Raw genomic sequence first — 17,375 nt, 5'->3', positions numbered from 1 at the left:
GGAATCGAGATGACGTTACCGCTGTTTCCCCTCAATACCGTGCTGTTCCCCGGTTGCCTGCTCGACCTGCAGATCTTCGAGGCGCGCTACCTGGACATGATCGGCCGCTGCATGAAGCAGGGCGCCGGTTTCGGCGTGGTGTGCATCCTTGAAGGCGAACAGGTGGGCAAGGCGCCGCCAGTGGTGGCCTCGCTCGGCTGCGAGGCGTTGATCCGCGATTTCGTGCAGCAGGACAACGGCCTGCTGGGCATCCGTGTCGAGGGCGTGCGGCGGTTTCGCGTCGAGCGGACCGAGGTGCAGAAGGACCAGCTGATGCTCGCCGAGGTGCAATGGCTGCCGGACCTGGCGGACAGCCCGTTGCTGGAGCAGGACGACGACCTCCTGGCCCTGCTGCTGGCGTTGGGCGAGCACCCGATGGTCGAAGCGCTGGACATGCCGCGCGACGTGGACGGGCGCCAGTCGCTGGGCAACCAGCTGGCGTACCTGCTGCCGTTCATGGAAGAGGATAAGCTCGGCCTGCTGGCCATCGATTCGCCGCAGCTCAGGCTGGAGGCGATCCAGGCGTTGCTCGAGCGGATCCAGGGCGAGTTGTTCGCCTGATCAGGATTGCCCGCCCAGCGGCCCATGCGATCCCTGTAGGAGCGGCCTTGTGCCGCGAAAGGGGCGCAACGCGGCCCCGGCGATTTTTGCTTTAGCGCTGAAATCCCGGGGCCGCTTCGCCGCCCTTTCGCGGCACAAGGCCGCTCCTACAGGGACTTGCGACTGTATCAATACTGGTAGCGCAACAACGCCTTTGGCAGCGCGTGCAGGGCAAAGAACGCCAGCAACGCGACGCATGCCGGCAGCACCAGCCACCACACCCGTTGCGCCAGCGCCACCAGCGGCTGGCGATGCTGCACCAGGGTCAGGCTCGCCGCGCACACGCAGCACGCCAGCAACGCTCCGGCGAGGATATCGGTTGGCCAGTGCGCGCCCAGGTAAACCCGCGACAAGGCGATCGCCAGCGCCGGCAGGCAGCCCAGCATGACCCAGGTCAGGCGCATGCGCGGCGGCTGCCCGCGTCCGGCCAGCACCGCCAGCACCAGGAAGAAGGCGAATGACGCCGAGCTGTGGCCGCTGGGCATGCTGTAGCTGGTCAGCGGATCGACCAGCACCTCGGGGCGGGCGCGGGCGAACAGCCATTTCAGCGTACCGTTGGCCAAGGCCGTGCCGATCAGCGCGGTGCCGGCGAACAAGGCGTGACGCCATTGCCGGGCCAGCAGCAGCAAGCCGGTGAGCAGGCCGCCCAGGAAGAACTGGGTGCGGAAGTCGCCCAGGCGGGTGACCAGCACCACGGCGCCGTCGATGGCCTGGCTGCGGTGTTCCTGAACCAGGGTCATCACGCCCTGGTCGAACTCGCTCAGGTATGGCCAGCCGATGAACAGCGCGGCCACGGCCAGGCCGCTGAGGGCGGCGATCAGCCGGGTGCCGTGGCGCTGGTCGCGAATGCTGGTGCTCAAGCTCAGGCCGATGAGCACTGCCAGGGTGCCGACGACGATCCCGGCGTCCAGCCAGAACCCTTCCGGCAGTGGCAGGCGCATGGCCGCGCCGGTGGCCCAGCCGGGCAGCAGGTAGGCTACCGACCAGCCGGCGCCGGCCACCAGGCTCACGGCGATGAAGCGTGGCAGCGGCATGTCGAACATGCCGGCGACCATCGGCAGCATCGGTCGCAGCGGGCCGATGAAGCGGCCGACCAGCAGGCTGGCAATGCCGTAGCGCTGGAAGTACGCCTCGGCGCTGCCGATCCACTGCGGGTGGCTGCGCAGCAGCGGCAGGCGGCGGATGTTCTGGTGGAAGTACTTGCCGATGCCGTAGGAGATCGCATCGCCCAGCATCCCGCCGAGGAAGCCCAGCAACAGCGTCTCGCCGAGGCTGAAGGCGCCGCTGCCGGCCAGCACGGCGACGGCGAACAGCAGCACGGTGCCGGGCACGATGATGCCGGCGATCGCCAGGCATTCGACGCAGGCGACGATGAAGATCGCCAGGCCGAGCCACTGCGGATTGGCGCCAAGCCAGGTGGTCAGGCTGTCGAGCCATTGGCCCATGGTTCAGTTTCCTTGTTCGAGCATGAAGAAGTCTTTGCCTTCGACCTGGCCGCGGCGCAGCGGGTTTCGGCTGCAGAAGCGCGCGTAGTCGGCATCGACGAAGCGGTAGGGCAGGTGTTCGTCGCGGCCGTGGGGGATGCCCAGCCGGGTGGTCTGGATCACCCTTGGTACCTGTATGGCGCAGTCCTCGACATACAGGCGCTCGGGGTCGAAGCGCCGGGCGTCCCAGTTCGGCACCTTCAGGCCCAGGGCCCGGCACAGCAGGGTCTGGCCGTTGCACAGGCGCTCGGGTGGGCGCAGGTTGCCGCTGGCGTCGGGGTTGTTCAGCTGCATCCGGGCCAGGCTGTTGGCGTCTGAGATGGCGTCGGTCCAGGGGTAGGCGGACTTGATCAGCACCGCGTTGCCCGGGCCCTGGGCGCTGAAGTTCAGTGAATCGCCGCCACGGGCGTAATACATGTAGATGTGCCCGCCATCGAGGAACAGCGCCTTGCGCTTCTCGGTGAAGCCCAGGGAGGCGTGGCTGCCCTTGTCGGTGAGGTAGTAGGCCTCGGTCTCGATGATTCGCGCCGCCAGCCAGAGATCGCCGTGGCGATGACGGATGACCTTGCCCAGCAGCTCGCGGGCGAGGGTCTGGGCGTCGCGGTCGAAGAAGCTGTCGGGCAAGGCCCGGGCCGGGCAGGGGGCTGGGACGGACATACGCGCGGTTCGTGGCTATGGAGGCGGCGATGATAGCAATGAATGGCTTAATCGAGGCTGAATCGCCAAGTCGGTGATTGGCCCTTTCGCGGGTAAACCCGCTCCCACAGGTTATGCGCAGAGCCTGTGGGAGCGGGTTTACCCGCGAAAGGGCCGGATCAGGCGCAGGAAATGCTGATACGGGTCGTTACATCTTTCCAACACATTCCCCCCACCATTTTCGACCATCCGCCACCCGCCGCTGGGCGTACCCGAGCGCTCCAGTTATAATCAGCCGATTTCCCCTTTGCCAAGACACCGAACCCATGACCGAGTCCGTTCTTGACTACATGACCCGCCTGGGTCGCGCCGCCCGCGAGGCCTCGCGGGTGATCGGCCGTGCCAGCACCGCGCAGAAGAACCGCGCCCTGCAGGCCGCCGCCGACGCCCTCGACGCGGCTCGCGACGCGCTCACCGCAGCCAACGAACAGGACCTGGCCAACGGTCGCAAGAACGGCCTGGAGCCGGCGCTGCTCGACCGCCTGGCACTCACCCCGGCGCGCATCGACGGCATGATCACCGGCCTGCGCCAGGTGGCCAGCCTGGCGGATCCGGTCGGTGCCATCCGCGACATGAGCTACCGCCCGTCGGGCATCCAGGTCGGCAAGATGCGCGTGCCGCTGGGTGTCATCGGCATCATCTACGAGTCGCGCCCCAACGTGACCATCGACGCCGCCAGCCTGTGTCTGAAGTCGGGCAACGCCACCATCCTGCGCGGCGGCTCCGAGGCCATCCACTCCAACCGCGCCATCGCCGCCTGCATCCAGCGCGGCCTGGCCGAGGCCGGCCTGCCGCCGGCGGTGGTGCAAGTGGTCGAGACCACCGACCGCGAGGCCGTGGGCGCGCTGATCAGCATGCCGGAATTCGTCGATGTGATTGTCCCGCGTGGCGGCCGTGGCCTGATCGAGCGCATCAGTCGCGACGCCCGGGTACCGGTAATCAAGCATCTGGACGGCATCTGCCATGTCTTCGTCGATGCCCATGCCGACCTGGACAAGGCATGGCGCGTGGCCTTCAACGCCAAGACCTACCGCTACGGCATCTGTGGCGCCATGGAAACCCTGTTGGTGGACCAGGCCGTGGCCGAGCGCTTCCTGCCGGAAATGGCCCGCCGATTCCACGACAAGGGCGTCGAGCTGCGCGGCTGCGAGCGCACCCGGGCGATCATCGACGCCAAGCCGGCCAGTGAAGACGACTGGCACACCGAATACCTTGACGCGATCCTGTCGATCCGCGTCGTCGACGGCCTGGAGCAGGCCATCGAACACATCAACCACTACGGCTCGCACCACACCGACTCGATCATTACCGAGCACCAGGGCCAGTCCCGGCGTTTCATCGCCGAGGTAGACTCGGCGTCGGTCATGCTCAACACCCCGACCTGCTTCGCCGATGGCTTCGAGTACGGCCTGGGCGCGGAAATCGGCATCTCCACCGACAAGCTGCACGCCCGCGGCCCGGTCGGCCTGGAAGGCCTGACCTGCGAGAAGTACGTGGTGATCGGCGACGGCCAGCTGCGCGGCCAGGAGTCGTGCTGAGTTGAGCAACGCTGTGGCAGTCCGGCGCATCGGCATTCTCGGCGGTACCTTCGACCCGGTGCATATCGGTCACCTGCGCAGCGCGCTGGAAGTGGCCGAGTTCATGCGCCTGGACGAGCTGCGCCTGCTGCCTAACGCCCGCCCGCCGCACCGCGACACGCCGCTGGTGTCGGCCCAGGATCGGTTGGCCATGGTGCGCGGCGCGGTGGCCGGGGTTGATTGCCTGAGTGTCGATGCCCGTGAACTGGCCCGCGACAAACCGTCGTACACCATCGACACGCTCGAATCGATCCGCTCTGAATTGAACGTGCACGACCAGCTGTTCCTGGTGCTGGGCTGGGACGCGTTCTGCGGCCTGCCCAGCTGGCATCGCTGGGAAGAGCTGCTGCAACACTGTCACATCCTGGTGCTGCAGCGCCCGGATGCCGATGTCGAACCCCCTGACGAGTTGCGCAACCTGTTGGCGGCGCGCTCGGAGAGCGATCCCACCGCCATGTCCGGCCCGGCGGGGCACATTTCGTTCGTCTGGCAGACCCCGCTCGCGGTGTCCGCCACGCAAATCCGGCAGCTGCTGGCCAGCGGCAAGTCGGTGCGGTTCCTGGTGCCGGACGCAGTACTGGCCTATATCGAGGCACACGACCTGTATCGTGTGTCCAACTGACGGCGCCCGCTGGCGCCTCAATCAATGAGTTGAACGAGTTTTATATGACCAAGCAGAAAATCAATGGCATCAGTGGCGAAGAGCTGGTCAAACTGACCATCAGCGCCCTGGAAGACGTCAAGGCCCAGGACATCCAGGTCATCGACGTGCGCGAAAAGCACAGCCTGACCGACTACATGATCATTGCCACCGGTACCTCCAATCGCCAGATCAACGCGATGCTGGAAAAGGTCCGTGAAGCGGTGAAGAAAGAGGGTGCGCAACCCCTGGGTGAAGAAGGCAAGGGCGACAGCGACTGGGTCCTGCTGGACCTGAACGACGTCATCGTGCACATGATGACCGCCGCTGCCCGCCAGTTCTACGACCTGGAGCGCCTGTGGCTGGGTGCCGAGCAGAGCCGTGCCGCCGATGCCAAGCACCACAGCCCGGAAAACGCCAGCGATTACTTCACCGACAAGCTCAAAGACCGGGAATAAGGAAGCGCCGTGCGTCTGCGTCTGATCGCGGTCGGCTCGCGCATGCCCAAGTGGGTCGAGGAAGGCTGGCATGAGTATGCCAAGCGCCTGCCCCCGGAGCTTGCGCTGGAGCTGGTGGAAATCCCGCTTAACACCCGCGGCAAGAACGCCGATGTCGCCCGCCTGATCCGTCAGGAGGGCGAGGCGATGCTGAGCAAGGTGCAGCCTGGGGAACGCATCGTCACCCTCGAGGTCCATGGCAAGCCCTGGAGCACCGAGCAATTGGCGGGCGAGTTGGACCGTTGGCGCCTGGACGCGCGTACGGTCAACCTGATGGTGGGCGGCCCGGAAGGGCTGGCGCCGGAAGTCTGCGCGCGCAGCGAACAGCGCTGGTCGCTGTCGCCGCTGACGTTGCCGCACCCGTTGGTAAGGATACTCATCGGCGAGCAGATCTACCGCGCCTGGACCGTGCTGTCCGGGCATCCCTACCACAAATGAACCTGTAAGCCTCTCCGATGCCGCAGCAGATTCGCCTCAAGGACCACGAAAAAGACGCCCGCCTGGTGCGCAACCGCGTCGTCGTGGGCGCCGTGGCGGTGGTGCTGCTCGTCTGCGTGCTGATCGCCCGGCTGTATTACCTGCAGGTCATCCAGTACGACTATCACTCGACGCTGTCGGAGAACAACCGGGTGCATGTGCAGCCGATCCCGCCGACCCGTGGGCTGATCTTCGACCGCAACGGCGTGGTGGTGGCGGACAACCGCCCCAGCTTCAGCCTGGTGATGACCCGCGAACGCGCCGGCAATGCCGGCAAGTGGCAGGACGTGCTGGATGTGATCGTCGAGGTGCTCGAGCTCACTCCCGACGACCGTGCCCTGTTCGAGAAGCGCATGAAGCAGGGGCGCCGGCCATTCGAGCCGGTGCCGATCCTGTTCGAGCTCAACGAAGAGCAGATTGCCCGCATCGCGGTCAACCAGTTCCGCCTGCCCGGCGTGGAAGTAGCGGCGCAGCTGGTTCGCCACTACCCCCAGGGCGCGCATTTCGCCCATTCGGTGGGCTACGTCGGGCGGATCAACGAGAAGGAACTCAAGAGCCTCGACCCGGTGAATTACAGCGGCACCCACCACATCGGCAAGACTGGCATCGAGCGCTTCTACGAAGACGAGCTGCATGGCCAGGTGGGGTACGAGGAAGTCGAGACCAACGCCCGTGGCCGCGTGCTGCGAGTGCTCAAGCGCACCGACCCGAAGCCGGGCAAGGACATCGTGCTGAGCTTGGATATCAAGCTGCAGGAAGCCGCCGAGCAGGCGCTGGGCGGGCGCCGTGGCGCCATCGTCGCCCTCGATCCGCGCACCGGCGAGGTGCTGGCGATGGTCAGCCAGCCGAGCTTCGATCCCAACCTGTTCGTCACCGGCATCGGCTTCAAGGCCTACGCCGAACTGCGCGACTCGATCGACCGGCCGCTGTTCAACCGTGTGCTGCGCGGTCTTTATCCGCCTGGCTCGACCATCAAGCCGGCAGTGGCGATTGCCGGGCTCGACAGTGGCGTGGTGACGGCAGGCAGCCGGGTGTTCGACCCGGGTTACTACCAACTGCCCAACTACGATCACAAATACCGCAACTGGAACCGCACCGGCGATGGCTGGGTTGATCTGGATGTGGCGATCATGCGGTCAAACGATACGTACTTCTACGATCTTGCGCACAAGATGGGAATCGATCGGCTGTCCAGCTACATGAACAAGTTCGGTATCGGGCAGAAGGTCGCCCTGGACATGTTCGAAGAGTCGCCCGGATTGATGCCGTCCCGTGAGTGGAAGCGCGCCACCCGCCGTCAGGCCTGGTTCCCCGGCGAAACCCTGATCCTCGGTATCGGCCAGGGCTATATGCAGACCACGCCGCTGCAGTTGGCCCAGGCCACCGCGCTGATTGCCAACAAAGGCGTGTGGAACCGTCCACACCTGGCCAAGACCATCGAAGGCCAGCCTCCGGTGGACGAGAACCCCATGGAAAACATCGTCCTGCGCGACAAGTCTGACTGGGCCAGGGTCACTCATGGCATGGAGCAGGTGATGCACGGCGCCCGCGGCACCGCCCGCAAGGCCGCCATCGGCTCGCAGTACCGCATCGCAGGCAAGAGCGGCACGGCCCAGGTGGTGGCGATCAAGCAGGGTGAGAAGTACGACCGCAACAAACTCCAGGAACGCCACCGCGACCACGCCTTGTTCGTCGCCTTCGCCCCGGCCGACGATCCGAGGATCGTGGTTTCGGTGATGGTCGAGAACGGTGAGTCCGGTTCCGGCGTCGCCGCCCCCGTGGTGCGCCAGGTCATGGATGCCTGGCTGCTTGACGAGAACGGCCGGCTCAAGCCCGAGTTCGCCCCCGCCACAGTCGCCCAGGAATCGGCCCCGTGAAGAACAACTTCGACCGCATGCTCTCCAGCGAGGACGTGATGCGCAGGCGCGCCAGCTTCCTGCAGCGCATCCACATCGACGGCCCCTTGCTGCTCATCCTGCTGACGCTCGCCGCCGGCAGCCTGTTCGTGCTCTATTCGGCCAGCGGCAAGAACTGGGACCTGCTGATGAAGCAGGCCAGTTCCTTCGGCATCGGCCTGGTGTCGATGTTCATCATCGCCCAGCTCGAGCCGCGCTTCATGGCGCGCTGGGTGCCGCTGGCCTACCTGGCCGGGGTGTTCCTGCTGATCGTGGTGGACGTCATGGGCCACAACGCCATGGGCGCGACGCGCTGGATCAACATTCCCGGGGTGATCCGTTTCCAGCCCTCGGAATTCATGAAGATCATCATGCCGGCGACCATCGCCTGGTACCTGGCCAAGCGCACGTTGCCGCCGCAGCTCAAGCATGTGGCGATCAGCCTGGTCCTGATCGGCGTGCCGTTCATCCTCATCGTGCGCCAGCCTGACCTGGGCACGGCCTTGCTGATCCTCGCCTCGGGTGCCTTCGTGCTGTTCATGGGCGGGCTGCGCTGGCGCTGGATCGTCAGCGTGATTGCCGCGGCGGTGCCGGTGGCGGTGGCGATGTGGTTCTTCGTCATGCACGACTACCAGAAGCAGCGCGTACTGACCTTCCTCGACCCGGAAAGCGACCCGCTGGGCACCGGCTGGAACATCATCCAGTCCAAGGCGGCGATCGGTTCGGGCGGGGTGTTCGGCAAGGGCTGGCTGCTGGGCACCCAGTCGCACCTGGACTTCCTGCCGGAAAGCCACACCGACTTCATCATCGCCGTGCTCGGCGAGGAGTTCGGCCTGGTCGGCATCTGCCTGCTGCTGCTGATCTACATCCTGCTGATCGGCCGCGGGCTGATGATCACCGCCCAGGCCCAGACCCTGTTCGGCAAGCTGCTCGCGGGCAGCCTGACTATGACCTTCTTTGTTTATGTGTTCGTCAATATCGGTATGGTCAGCGGCCTTCTGCCCGTGGTGGGCGTGCCGCTGCCCTTCATCAGCTATGGCGGAACTTCGTTGGTGACGCTGCTGTCAGCGTTTGGCGTTCTGATGTCGATCCATACGCACCGTAAATGGATTGCACAGGTTTGAAAAAGGTGAAGAATTTCATGCAAGCAGTGCGTGGCTGGGCTGCCCGCCTGGCGCCGTTTTTCGGCGCAGTGGGGCTGCTCGGCGCAATCCAGCAGGCCAATGCCGGTGACTACGACGGCTCGCCCCAGGTTGCCGAGTTCGTTGGCGAGATGACTCGCGACTACGGCTTCGCCGGCGAGCAACTGATGGGCGTGTTCCGCGAGGTGCAGCGCAAGCAGGCGATCCTCGATGCGATATCGCGGCCGGCCGAGCGGGTCAAGCCGTGGAAGGAATACCGCCCGATGTTCATCACCGACGCGCGCATCGCCCGCGGTGTGGACTTCTGGCGCCAGCACGAGGCCGTGCTGGCCCGCGCCGAACAGGAATACGGCGTGCCGGCGCAGTACATCGTCGCGATCATCGGCGTGGAAACCTTCTTCGGTCGCAACACCGGCAACTACCGGGTCATCGATGCCCTGTCCACGCTCGGTTTCGACTACCCGCCACGGGCCGAATTCTTCCGCAAGGAGCTGCGCGAGTTCCTTCTGCTGGCCCGCGAGGAGCAGCTCGATCCACTCACGCTCAAGGGCTCCTATGCCGGCGCCATGGGCCTGCCGCAGTTCATGCCGAGCAGCTTCCGCGCTTATGCCGTGGACTTCGACGGCGACGGCCACATCAATATCTGGAACAACCCGGACGATGCTATCGGCAGCGTCGCCAGCTACTTCAAGCGTCATGGCTGGGTACCCGGGGAACCTGTGGTCAGCCGCGCCAGCGTGGCTGGCGCACGGGTCGACGAAGGCCTGACCACCGGCATCGAGCCGACCAGGACGGTCGCGCAGTTGCGGGCGCTGGGCTGGTCGGGTCATGATGCGCTGCGCGATGATCTGCCGGTCACCGCCTTCCGCCTGGAAGGCGCCGATGGCCCCGAGTACTGGATGGGCCTGAAAAACTTCTATGCGATCACTCGCTACAACCGCAGCGTGATGTATGCCATGGCGGTGCATCAGCTTTCCGAACAGCTGGTTCTGGCACGGGGCGTCAAGTAAATGCGCGAATTCTTCACCGTCAATACCGCAAAACTGCTCACCTGCGTCGCTGTCGGCCTGGTGCTGGCCAGTTGTTCGTCGAGCCGGCCCTCCACCCCGCAGAGCGGCAACACCGTGCGCGCGCAGCCGGGCCTGGACATCAACCGTGCGCACAAGGACGGCGCGCCCTGGTGGGACGTGGACGTCAACAAGATCCCCGACGCCACGCCGACCGTGCACACTGGCAACTACAAGGCCAACCCCTACACGGTGCTGGGCAAGACCTACTACCCGATGCAGGACTCGCGCAACTACCGCGCCGAAGGCACCGCGTCGTGGTATGGCACCAAGTTCCACGGCCAGAACACCGCCAACGGCGAACTGTACGACCTGTACGGCATGAGCGCGGCGCACAAGACCCTGCCGCTGCCGGCCTATGTGCGAGTGACCAACCTGGCCAACGGCCGCAGTGTGATCCTGCGGGTCAATGACCGTGGCCCGTTCTATTCCGACCGTATCATCGACCTGTCCTACGCCGCGGCGAAGAAGCTCGGCTATGCCGAGACCGGCACCGCGCACGTGCGCGTCGAAGGGATCGACCCGCAGCAATGGTGGGCCCAGCGTGGCCAGCAGCCGCCGATGGTGCTCAAGGAACCGCAGGTGGCCCAGGCCCAGCCGATTGCCGCGAGCACCGGCCGGGTCGAGCAGTGGACCCCGCCACCGCAGCAGCACGCGGCGCCGGTGGTGCCGGTGCAGGTGGGCGGCAACAATGTGCCGAACGCAAGTGGCGGCAGCATCCTGCAGGTGGGCGCATTCGCCAACCCGGATGCCGCCGAGCTGCTGCGCTCGAAGCTGAGCACCATGGTCAGCGCGCCGGTGTTCATCAGCTCCGTGGTGCGTAACCAGCAGACCCTGCACCGGGTGCGCCTGGGGCCGATCAACAGCCAGGGCGAGATCCAGCAGGCGCAGGACAGCATTCGCCTGGCGAACCTCGGTCAGGCGAAGGTCGTGACCGACTGACGTACGCGTCGGACCTTTCGCGGGTAAACCCGCTCCCACAGGGTTTTGCACAGATCCTGTGGGAGCGGGTTCACCCGCGAAGCAGAGCACACCGATCTGTCGGTTTGTTCATGAATTGCCGGGCAATGACATGTACAATGCCCGCTTTTGCCCGCAGCGGCATTACGTCGCACTGTCGGGCCAGGCCACCGGCCATAAAACTAGACTGACGGGGCGCTGGGCAAACGAACTTGCCCACGGAACATCAGACCATTAGCGATTTACGAGAGACGGATGAACATCACCAACCTTGCCAAACGACTTTGCCTGCCCGTTCTGCTGATGATCATGCCTGCTGCCTTCGCAGCGGAGCAGATGATGCCGGCACCACCGCAACTGGCCGCCAAGTCCTACGTACTCATGGACGCGTCCAGCGGCAACGTGCTGGTCGAGAACAACGGTGACGAGCGCCTGCCGCCGGCCAGCCTGACCAAGCTGATGACCGCCTACATCGCCACCTTGGACATCCGTCGCGGCCAGATCGGCGAGAACGACCCGGTCACCGTCAGCGAGAACGCCTGGCGCACCGGTGGTTCGCGCATGTTCATCAAGGTCGGCAGCCAGGTCACCGTCAGCGACCTGCTGCACGGCATCATCATCCAGTCTGGCAACGACGCCTCGGTCGCCCTGTCCGAGCACATCGCCGGCAGCGAAGACGCTTTCGCCGACATGATGAACAAGACCGCCACCGACCTGGGCATGGCCAACAGCCACTTCATGAACCCGACCGGCCTGCCGAACCCCGAGCACTACTCCTCGGCCCACGACATGGCCCTGCTGGCACGCGCGATCATCAACGAAGATCCGGCGCACTACGCCATCTACTCGCAGAAAGAGTTCTTCTGGAACAACATCAAGCAGCCGAACCGTAACCTGCTGCTGTGGCGCGACAAGACCGTCGATGGCCTGAAGACCGGCCACACCGACGAAGCCGGCTACTGCATGGTCGCCTCGGCCGTGCGTGACGGCCAGCGCCTGATCGCCGTGGTGTTCGGCACCAACAGCGAGCAGTCCCGCGCCGCCGAGACCCAGAAGCTGCTGACCTACGGTTTCCGCTTCTTCGAAACCCAGACCTTCTACCAGAAAGGCACCGAGCTGACCCAGGCCCAGGTATGGAAAGGCGCGACCAACCAGGTGAAAGCCGGCCTGGCCAACGACCTGACCATGACCATGCCTAAAGGCCAATTGAAGCGCCTCCAGGCTTCGATGACCATGAACCCGCAACTGACCGCTCCGATCGCCAAAGGTGACGTGATCGGCAAAGTGGAAGTCAAACTGGACGAGAAAGTGGTTCACAGCGCCGACCTCATCGCCCTTGACGGCGTGGAGGAAGCTGGTTTCTTCGGCCGTATGTGGGATAGCATCCGCCTGTTCTTCTACGGTTTGTTCAACTGATACGTGACCAGCGCGCCCCCGTGAACCAGGCGGGGGCGATGTTGCTGCCACGGCTTACGAGGCCGTTTCCGCCATGAGCGAAGAAGACGTCAAGTCGCACAAGATCGAATTCCCCTGCGAGGACTACCCGATCAAGGTGATCGGTGACACCGTTGTCGGTTTCCGCGACACCGTGATCGAGATCCTCAGCAAGCACGCCAAGGTCGACCTGTCGACCCTGGCCGAGCGCCAGAGCAAGGAAGGCAAGTACACCACGGTGCAACTGCATATCGTTGCCGAGAGCGAAAACCAGCTGCACGACATCAACAGTGCCCTGCGTGCCACCGGCATCGTGAAAATGGTGCTGTGATGTCCGGCGTGCTCGGTATTCGCGATCTTGGCCTGCAGCCCTATGAACCGGTGCTGCAGGCCATGCGCCGCTTTACCGAGCACCGCGGCCCGGACAGCCAGGACGAAGTCTGGCTGGTCGAGCACCCGCCGGTCTTCACCCAGGGCCAGGCCGGCAAGGCCGAGCACCTGCTGATCCCGGGGGAGATCCCGGTGGTACAGACCGATCGCGGTGGCCAGGTCACTTATCACGGCCCCGGCCAACTGGTGGCCTACCTGCTGCTGGATGTGCGGCGCCTGAGCATCGGCGTGCGCGAGCTGGTCAGTCGCATCGAGCAGACGCTCATCGACCTGCTCGCCAGCTACGGCGTGCAGGCGGTGGCCAAGCCCGATGCCCCGGGCGTCTACGTCGATGGCGCGAAGATCGCGTCCCTTGGCCTTCGAATCCGCAACGGTCGTTCCTTCCACGGCCTTGCCCTGAACGTGGACATGGACCTTGCGCCATTCCGCCGAATCAACCCCTGTGGGTATGCGGGGCTGGCCATGACCCAGCTGCGCGACCTGGCAGGCCCGATCGAACTTGACGAGGTCAGGACAAGGCTGCGCGGACAGCTGGTCAGGCACCTCGACTATGCTGAGCAGACGACCCTGACGGGCGGAATCGACTGATTATGACAACTGTGCAAGAAGCCGTGCCGAACCTGATCCCCACGCAAGACGTGACCCCGCGCCCTGCGCCGAAGAAAGTCGAGGCCGGCGTGAAGCTGCGCGGCGCCGAGAAGGTGGCGCGCATCCCGGTGAAGATCATCCCCACCGAAGAACTGCCGAAAAAGCCTGACTGGATTCGCGTGCGCATCCCGGTTTCGCCGGAGGTCGACCGCATCAAGCAACTGCTGCGCAAGCACAAACTGCACAGCGTGTGCGAAGAGGCCTCCTGCCCGAACCTGGGCGAGTGCTTCTCCGGCGGCACCGCGACCTTCATGATCATGGGCGACATCTGCACCCGTCGCTGCCCGTTCTGCGACGTCGGCCACGGTCGTCCGAAGCCATTGGACCTGGACGAGCCGAAGAACCTGGCCATCGCCATCGCCGACCTGCGTCTTAAGTACGTGGTGATCACCTCGGTGGACCGCGATGACCTGCGTGACGGCGGTGCCCAGCACTTCGCCGATTGCATCCGCGAAATCCGCGCGCTGTCGCCGGGCGTCCAGCTGGAGACCCTGGTGCCGGACTACCGTGGGCGCATGGACGTGGCGCTGGAAATCACCGCGCAGACCCCGCCCGACGTGTTCAACCACAACCTCGAGACCGTACCGCGCCTGTACAAGGCCGCGCGTCCGGGCTCGGACTACGACTGGTCGCTGGACCTGCTGCAGAAGTTCAAGCAGATGGTCCCGCATGTGCCGACCAAGTCCGGCCTGATGCTGGGCCTGGGCGAGACCGACGACGAGGTGATCGAGGTCATGCACCGCATGCGCGAGCATGACATCGACATGCTGACCCTCGGCCAGTACCTGCAGCCGTCGCGCAACCACCTGCCGGTACAGCGCTTCGTGCACCCGGACACCTTCGCCTGGTTCGCCGAGGAAGGTTACAAGATGGGCTTCAAGAACGTCGCCTCCGGCCCGCTGGTGCGCTCGTCGTACCACGCCGACCAGCAGGCCCACGAAGCCAAGATCAAGCTCTGAACCGGGCTTGAGCGGGACATGCCGATGCGCGCCGGAAGGCGGCATCGGCATTTTTGTTTTTGAGCGATCTGTTTCAAGCGACAAGCTGCAAGGAGTGGCGCGATGAATTGCCTGGAAACTGCTGAATACCTGTTGCCCAAGGCCTTGCCTGACAACGCCCGTTTCGCCATCGTCGCCCCGGCCGGGCCGGCGCGGCTGGACACCGACAAGGCCCGTCAGTGGTTCGAAAGCCGTGGCCAGCAGTGCCGCATCTACCCTGGGGTGCTGCAGGCGGACGGTTACCTTGCCGGCAGCGACGAGCAACGCCTGCGTGACCTGCACGATGCATTCAGCGCCCCGGACATCGACGCCATCCTGTGCATGCGCGGCGGTTACGGCAGCATGCGCCTGCTGGACCGCATCGACTTCGAACTGATCCGACGCCATCCCAAGCCGCTGGTGGGTTACAGCGACATCACCGCCCTGCATTCGGCGCTCAACCGACATGCCGGGATGCTGGCCTTCCATGGCGCAATGCTCAATGCCGACCTGCTGGGGGGCAAGCTCGAGCCCACCGTCAGCTCACTGTTCGGACAGCTACGGGGGCGGCTGGGGGCGGGTGATGTGATTGACCACCCTGTCGAGTTCCCGCTCACCAGCGTGGTGCCCGGGATTGCCAGCGGGCGTCTGGTTGGCGGCAACCTGTCGCTGCTCGGCTCCACGCTGGGGACGCTGGCGGAAGTCGACACCCGTGACAGCATCCTGTTCATCGAGGACGTCAACGAGCCGCTCTACCGTGTCGACCGACTGCTGACCCAACTGCGCCTAGCCGGCAAGCTGGAAGAGGTGCGAGGGGTGCTGGTGGGAGACTTTGCCGGGATCACGGTGGCGGCGATGACGCCGCTGCTGCTGGACGTCTTCGGCCCGCTCGGGGTGCCGGTGCTGGCCGGGTGGCGCAGTGGGCACTGTGATCCGAATGTGTGCTTGCCGATGGGGGCAAGTGTGCGACTGGATGCTGAAGAGCAGAGTCTGGTGCTGTTGCAGGATCTGTTCAGGGGTTGAGATCGCCGGGGCTGCTTTGCAGCCCTTTCGCGGCACGAGGCCGCTCCTACAGGGGATTGCAATCGCCTGTAGGAGCAGTGCCGCGAAAGGGGCGCAAAGCGCCCCCCTGCGCTCTCTAGCGGCGCAGGCTATCAAGCAGCTTGTGGGTCGGATAACCATCCGCCGGCCAACCCTGGGCCTGCTGCGCATTGCGGATTGCCTTGCGGGTATTGGCGCCGATGATCCCATCCGGATTGCCTGCTTCATGCCCGTTGGCATTGAGCAAGGTCTGCAACTCGATTCGCTCGCTGCGGCTCAGCGGCAGGTCCTCTTTCGGCCAGCTGCCGGCAATGAACCCCCATCCGGAGAAACGATCCCCCAGCAGGCTCACCGCCAGCGCGTAGGACGACGAATTGTTGTACTTGAGGATGGCGCGGAAGTTGTCCAGTACCAGGAATGCTGGCCCCTTGGCACCTGCGGGCAGCAACAGGGCGGCGGGCAGCTGGTCGCTGCCGGTTGGCAGGGTGGTGCCGGCCGGCAGTTTCACGCCCAGCTGCAGCCACTCGTTGACGCTCTTGCGCTGGCTGCCATCGGCCAGCCAGTAGTCGAAGCCGGCGGGCACCTGCACCTCGAAGCCCCAGGGTTGGCCACGTTTCCAGCCGGACGCCTGCAGGTAGTGCGCGGTGGAGGCCAGGGCGTCGGCGGTGCTGTTCCAGATGTCGCGACGGCCGTCACCGTCGAAGTCCACGGCGTGGGTCAGGTAGGTGGTCGGGATGAACTGGGTCTGGCCCATGGCGCCAGCCCAGGAGCCACGCATCGCATCGGGCTGGATATCGCCGTTCTGCAGGATCTGCAGGGCGGCGATCAGCTGGTCCTGGGCGAACTGCGGACGCCGGCCCTCATAGGCCAGGGTGGCCAGTGAGCGGATCACCGACTTGCTGCCCTGGAACTGGCCGAAGTTGCTTTCCATGCCCCATACCGAGACCAGAACCTGGCGATCGACACCGTAGCGTTGTTCGATGCGGGTCAGCAGATCGGCGTTCTGCTCGAGCAGTTTCTTGCCGTTGCGCACGCGTAGCGGCGACAGGGCGCCGTCCAGGTACTCCCACACCGGGCGGGTGAACTCGGGTTGGCTACGGTCGGCCTTGATCACGTCCATGTCCGGGGTGACGCCGAGGAAGGCGCGGTCGAACAGGCTGGCACTGATACCGGCTTGCAGGGCTTGTTGGCGGAAGCCGGCCTGCCATTGGGCGAAGGTCTGCAGGGGCTGGATTTCACCGTTGGCCTCGGGCGCGGTGCCGGGCAGGGTGGCGACGGGGGCGGGCTGGGCGGGCGCCAGCGGCAGGGCGTCGGCGGCGGTGGGTTTCTCGGCGCAGGCGACGAGCAGGATGAAGCTTGTGGCCGCGATCAGCTGGCGGGGTTGCCAGCGGAGAGTGAGACGAGAGGGCATGCACAGATCCAGAATTGCAGGTCAGGTGCCGACCATACCATGCCTGCGCATTTCATGCCTTTCATGCCGCCATAAAGCAGGAAGCCTCCCAATCTCTCGATTGGAAGGCTTCGCGGCGGTAGCTGCCTTTGCCTTTTTCCGGTCGTTCCTGGCGGCAGCGGAACAGCGGTTGGGCGACGATGGACTTGGCCTTGTTGGGGCCGTGCTTTTTCGGCTTTTTGCTCATGGTGGGTTCCCGGTGTGGGTGGATGGCGGGCGCACTTTAGGCCTGTAGCGCTACCGGAGCCAATTGATTGTGTTTATGGCGGCGGGCCTCATCGCGGGTCAAGCCCGCTCCCACGACATCTTTGTGGGAGCGGGCTTGAACTGGTCAAGTAATTTTGGACACCGGTTAAGGTTT

The 17,375-nt window shown here is 65.1% G+C and carries 18 protein-coding genes; 14 read left to right on the top strand and 4 right to left on the bottom strand.

Going from position 1 to position 17,375, the window contains the following annotated elements; translation table 11 throughout:
* The first annotated feature begins 9 nt into the window (after nucleotides 1-9).
* Nucleotides 10-600 (top strand): LON peptidase substrate-binding domain-containing protein, encoded by a 591-nt coding sequence (locus POF53_RS20060; protein WP_203648170.1) that lies wholly within the window; start codon nucleotides 10-12, stop codon nucleotides 598-600.
* Nucleotides 601-767: 167 nt separating this feature from the next.
* Here POF53_RS20060 and POF53_RS20055 read toward each other — a convergent pair whose 3' ends face one another.
* A complete protein-coding gene (locus POF53_RS20055) occupies nucleotides 768-2,084 on the bottom strand; it encodes a bifunctional DedA family/phosphatase PAP2 family protein (protein WP_203648169.1) in 1,317 nt (438 codons plus the stop codon).
* A 3-nt stretch (nucleotides 2,085-2,087) separates the two neighbouring features.
* On the bottom strand, nucleotides 2,088-2,780 hold the full coding sequence (locus POF53_RS20050; protein ID WP_254464909.1) for a DNA-3-methyladenine glycosylase: 693 nt from the start codon (nucleotides 2,778-2,780) through the stop codon (nucleotides 2,088-2,090).
* A gap of 305 nt (nucleotides 2,781-3,085) precedes the next feature.
* On the opposite strand from POF53_RS20050, the gene POF53_RS20045 reads away from it, so the two are divergent.
* The 13 genes from POF53_RS20045 to POF53_RS19985 all read left to right on the top strand — a co-directional run bounded on the left by POF53_RS20045 (nucleotide 3,086) and on the right by POF53_RS19985 (nucleotide 15,546).
* Complete coding sequence (locus POF53_RS20045; protein WP_203648167.1) at nucleotides 3,086-4,357, top strand: glutamate-5-semialdehyde dehydrogenase; 1,272 nt, start codon at nucleotides 3,086-3,088, stop codon at nucleotides 4,355-4,357.
* A 1-nt stretch (nucleotide 4,358) separates the two neighbouring features.
* Nucleotides 4,359-5,018 (top strand): nicotinate-nucleotide adenylyltransferase, encoded by a 660-nt coding sequence (nadD, locus tag POF53_RS20040; protein WP_203648166.1) that lies wholly within the window; start codon nucleotides 4,359-4,361, stop codon nucleotides 5,016-5,018.
* 44 nt (nucleotides 5,019-5,062) lie between these two features.
* Nucleotides 5,063-5,494 carry a ribosome silencing factor gene (gene rsfS / locus POF53_RS20035; RefSeq protein ID WP_203648165.1) on the top strand — a complete coding sequence of 144 codons (432 nt, stop codon included), beginning with the start codon at nucleotides 5,063-5,065 and terminating at the stop codon, nucleotides 5,492-5,494.
* 9 nt (nucleotides 5,495-5,503) lie between these two features.
* Nucleotides 5,504-5,971 carry a 23S rRNA (pseudouridine(1915)-N(3))-methyltransferase RlmH gene (gene rlmH, locus POF53_RS20030; protein WP_023631106.1) on the top strand — a complete coding sequence of 156 codons (468 nt, stop codon included), beginning with the start codon at nucleotides 5,504-5,506 and terminating at the stop codon, nucleotides 5,969-5,971.
* A 17-nt stretch (nucleotides 5,972-5,988) separates the two neighbouring features.
* The gene (gene mrdA / locus POF53_RS20025) at nucleotides 5,989-7,887 is read left to right on the top strand and encodes a penicillin-binding protein 2 (protein ID WP_203648164.1); all 1,899 of its coding nucleotides are present in this window, start codon (nucleotides 5,989-5,991) and stop codon (nucleotides 7,885-7,887) included.
* Complete coding sequence (gene rodA, locus POF53_RS20020; RefSeq protein ID WP_498969126.1) at nucleotides 7,884-9,029, top strand: FtsW/RodA/SpoVE family cell cycle protein; 1,146 nt, start codon at nucleotides 7,884-7,886, stop codon at nucleotides 9,027-9,029. Before mrdA ends, rodA begins: the two co-directional genes overlap by 4 nt.
* A gap of 17 nt (nucleotides 9,030-9,046) precedes the next feature.
* Nucleotides 9,047-10,057 carry a lytic murein transglycosylase B gene (gene mltB, locus POF53_RS20015; RefSeq protein ID WP_203648163.1) on the top strand — a complete coding sequence of 337 codons (1,011 nt, stop codon included), beginning with the start codon at nucleotides 9,047-9,049 and terminating at the stop codon, nucleotides 10,055-10,057.
* Nucleotides 10,058-11,056 carry a septal ring lytic transglycosylase RlpA family protein gene (locus POF53_RS20010; protein WP_203648162.1) on the top strand — a complete coding sequence of 333 codons (999 nt, stop codon included), beginning with the start codon at nucleotides 10,058-10,060 and terminating at the stop codon, nucleotides 11,054-11,056.
* A gap of 273 nt (nucleotides 11,057-11,329) precedes the next feature.
* Nucleotides 11,330-12,490: a D-alanyl-D-alanine carboxypeptidase family protein gene (locus tag POF53_RS20005; protein ID WP_203648161.1), complete on the top strand. Its 1,161-nt coding sequence runs from the start codon at nucleotides 11,330-11,332 to the stop codon at nucleotides 12,488-12,490.
* 73 nt (nucleotides 12,491-12,563) lie between these two features.
* Nucleotides 12,564-12,839, top strand: coding sequence for a DUF493 domain-containing protein (locus tag POF53_RS20000; RefSeq protein ID WP_011535839.1), 276 nt, complete (start codon nucleotides 12,564-12,566; stop codon nucleotides 12,837-12,839).
* Complete coding sequence (gene lipB / locus POF53_RS19995) at nucleotides 12,839-13,486, top strand: lipoyl(octanoyl) transferase LipB (RefSeq protein ID WP_203648160.1); 648 nt, start codon at nucleotides 12,839-12,841, stop codon at nucleotides 13,484-13,486. Before POF53_RS20000 ends, lipB begins: the two co-directional genes overlap by 1 nt.
* A gap of 2 nt (nucleotides 13,487-13,488) precedes the next feature.
* Nucleotides 13,489-14,505 carry a lipoyl synthase gene (gene lipA / locus POF53_RS19990; RefSeq protein WP_028690392.1) on the top strand — a complete coding sequence of 339 codons (1,017 nt, stop codon included), beginning with the start codon at nucleotides 13,489-13,491 and terminating at the stop codon, nucleotides 14,503-14,505.
* 102 nt (nucleotides 14,506-14,607) lie between these two features.
* Nucleotides 14,608-15,546 (top strand): S66 peptidase family protein, encoded by a 939-nt coding sequence (locus tag POF53_RS19985; RefSeq protein WP_234562429.1) that lies wholly within the window; start codon nucleotides 14,608-14,610, stop codon nucleotides 15,544-15,546.
* 115 nt (nucleotides 15,547-15,661) lie between these two features.
* Here the strand turns inward: POF53_RS19985 and POF53_RS19980 are convergent, their stop codons facing one another.
* Together POF53_RS19980 and arfA are read right to left on the bottom strand one after the other, a co-directional pair.
* Nucleotides 15,662-16,975 carry a lytic murein transglycosylase gene (locus tag POF53_RS19980; protein ID WP_203648159.1) on the bottom strand — a complete coding sequence of 438 codons (1,314 nt, stop codon included), beginning with the start codon at nucleotides 16,973-16,975 and terminating at the stop codon, nucleotides 15,662-15,664.
* A 61-nt stretch (nucleotides 16,976-17,036) separates the two neighbouring features.
* The gene (gene arfA, locus POF53_RS19975) at nucleotides 17,037-17,201 is read right to left on the bottom strand and encodes an alternative ribosome rescue factor ArfA (RefSeq protein ID WP_028690395.1); all 165 of its coding nucleotides are present in this window, start codon (nucleotides 17,199-17,201) and stop codon (nucleotides 17,037-17,039) included.
* Nucleotides 17,202-17,375 lie beyond the last annotated feature (174 nt).

The organism is Mitsuaria sp. RG, assembly GCF_028369275.1.
Lineage (GTDB): Bacteria > Pseudomonadota > Gammaproteobacteria > Pseudomonadales > Pseudomonadaceae > Aquipseudomonas > Aquipseudomonas peradeniyensis.
This window is presented reverse-complemented; position numbering and strand designations above follow the sequence as displayed.

Excerpts from the sequence above, each read along its gene's own strand:
- POF53_RS20010 (WP_203648162.1), top strand. The coding sequence starts at position 10,058 with ATGCGCGAATTCTTCACCGTCAATACCGCAAAACTGCTCACCTGCGTC.
- POF53_RS20045 (WP_203648167.1), top strand. The coding sequence starts at position 3,086 with ATGACCGAGTCCGTTCTTGACTACATGACCCGCCTGGGTCGCGCCGCC.
- lipB (WP_203648160.1), top strand. The coding sequence starts at position 12,839 with ATGTCCGGCGTGCTCGGTATTCGCGATCTTGGCCTGCAGCCCTATGAA.
- POF53_RS19985 (WP_234562429.1), top strand. The coding sequence starts at position 14,608 with ATGAATTGCCTGGAAACTGCTGAATACCTGTTGCCCAAGGCCTTGCCT.
- arfA (WP_028690395.1), bottom strand. The coding sequence starts at position 17,201 with ATGAGCAAAAAGCCGAAAAAGCACGGCCCCAACAAGGCCAAGTCCATC.
- POF53_RS20055 (WP_203648169.1), bottom strand. The coding sequence starts at position 2,084 with ATGGGCCAATGGCTCGACAGCCTGACCACCTGGCTTGGCGCCAATCCG.
- mltB (WP_203648163.1), top strand. The coding sequence starts at position 9,047 with ATGCAAGCAGTGCGTGGCTGGGCTGCCCGCCTGGCGCCGTTTTTCGGC.
- POF53_RS19980 (WP_203648159.1), bottom strand. The coding sequence starts at position 16,975 with ATGCCCTCTCGTCTCACTCTCCGCTGGCAACCCCGCCAGCTGATCGCG.
- lipA (WP_028690392.1), top strand. The coding sequence starts at position 13,489 with ATGACAACTGTGCAAGAAGCCGTGCCGAACCTGATCCCCACGCAAGAC.
- rsfS (WP_203648165.1), top strand. The coding sequence starts at position 5,063 with ATGACCAAGCAGAAAATCAATGGCATCAGTGGCGAAGAGCTGGTCAAA.
- POF53_RS20000 (WP_011535839.1), top strand. The coding sequence starts at position 12,564 with ATGAGCGAAGAAGACGTCAAGTCGCACAAGATCGAATTCCCCTGCGAG.
- mrdA (WP_203648164.1), top strand. The coding sequence starts at position 5,989 with ATGCCGCAGCAGATTCGCCTCAAGGACCACGAAAAAGACGCCCGCCTG.
- POF53_RS20050 (WP_254464909.1), bottom strand. The coding sequence starts at position 2,780 with ATGTCCGTCCCAGCCCCCTGCCCGGCCCGGGCCTTGCCCGACAGCTTC.
- POF53_RS20060 (WP_203648170.1), top strand. The coding sequence starts at position 10 with ATGACGTTACCGCTGTTTCCCCTCAATACCGTGCTGTTCCCCGGTTGC.
- POF53_RS20005 (WP_203648161.1), top strand. The coding sequence starts at position 11,330 with ATGAACATCACCAACCTTGCCAAACGACTTTGCCTGCCCGTTCTGCTG.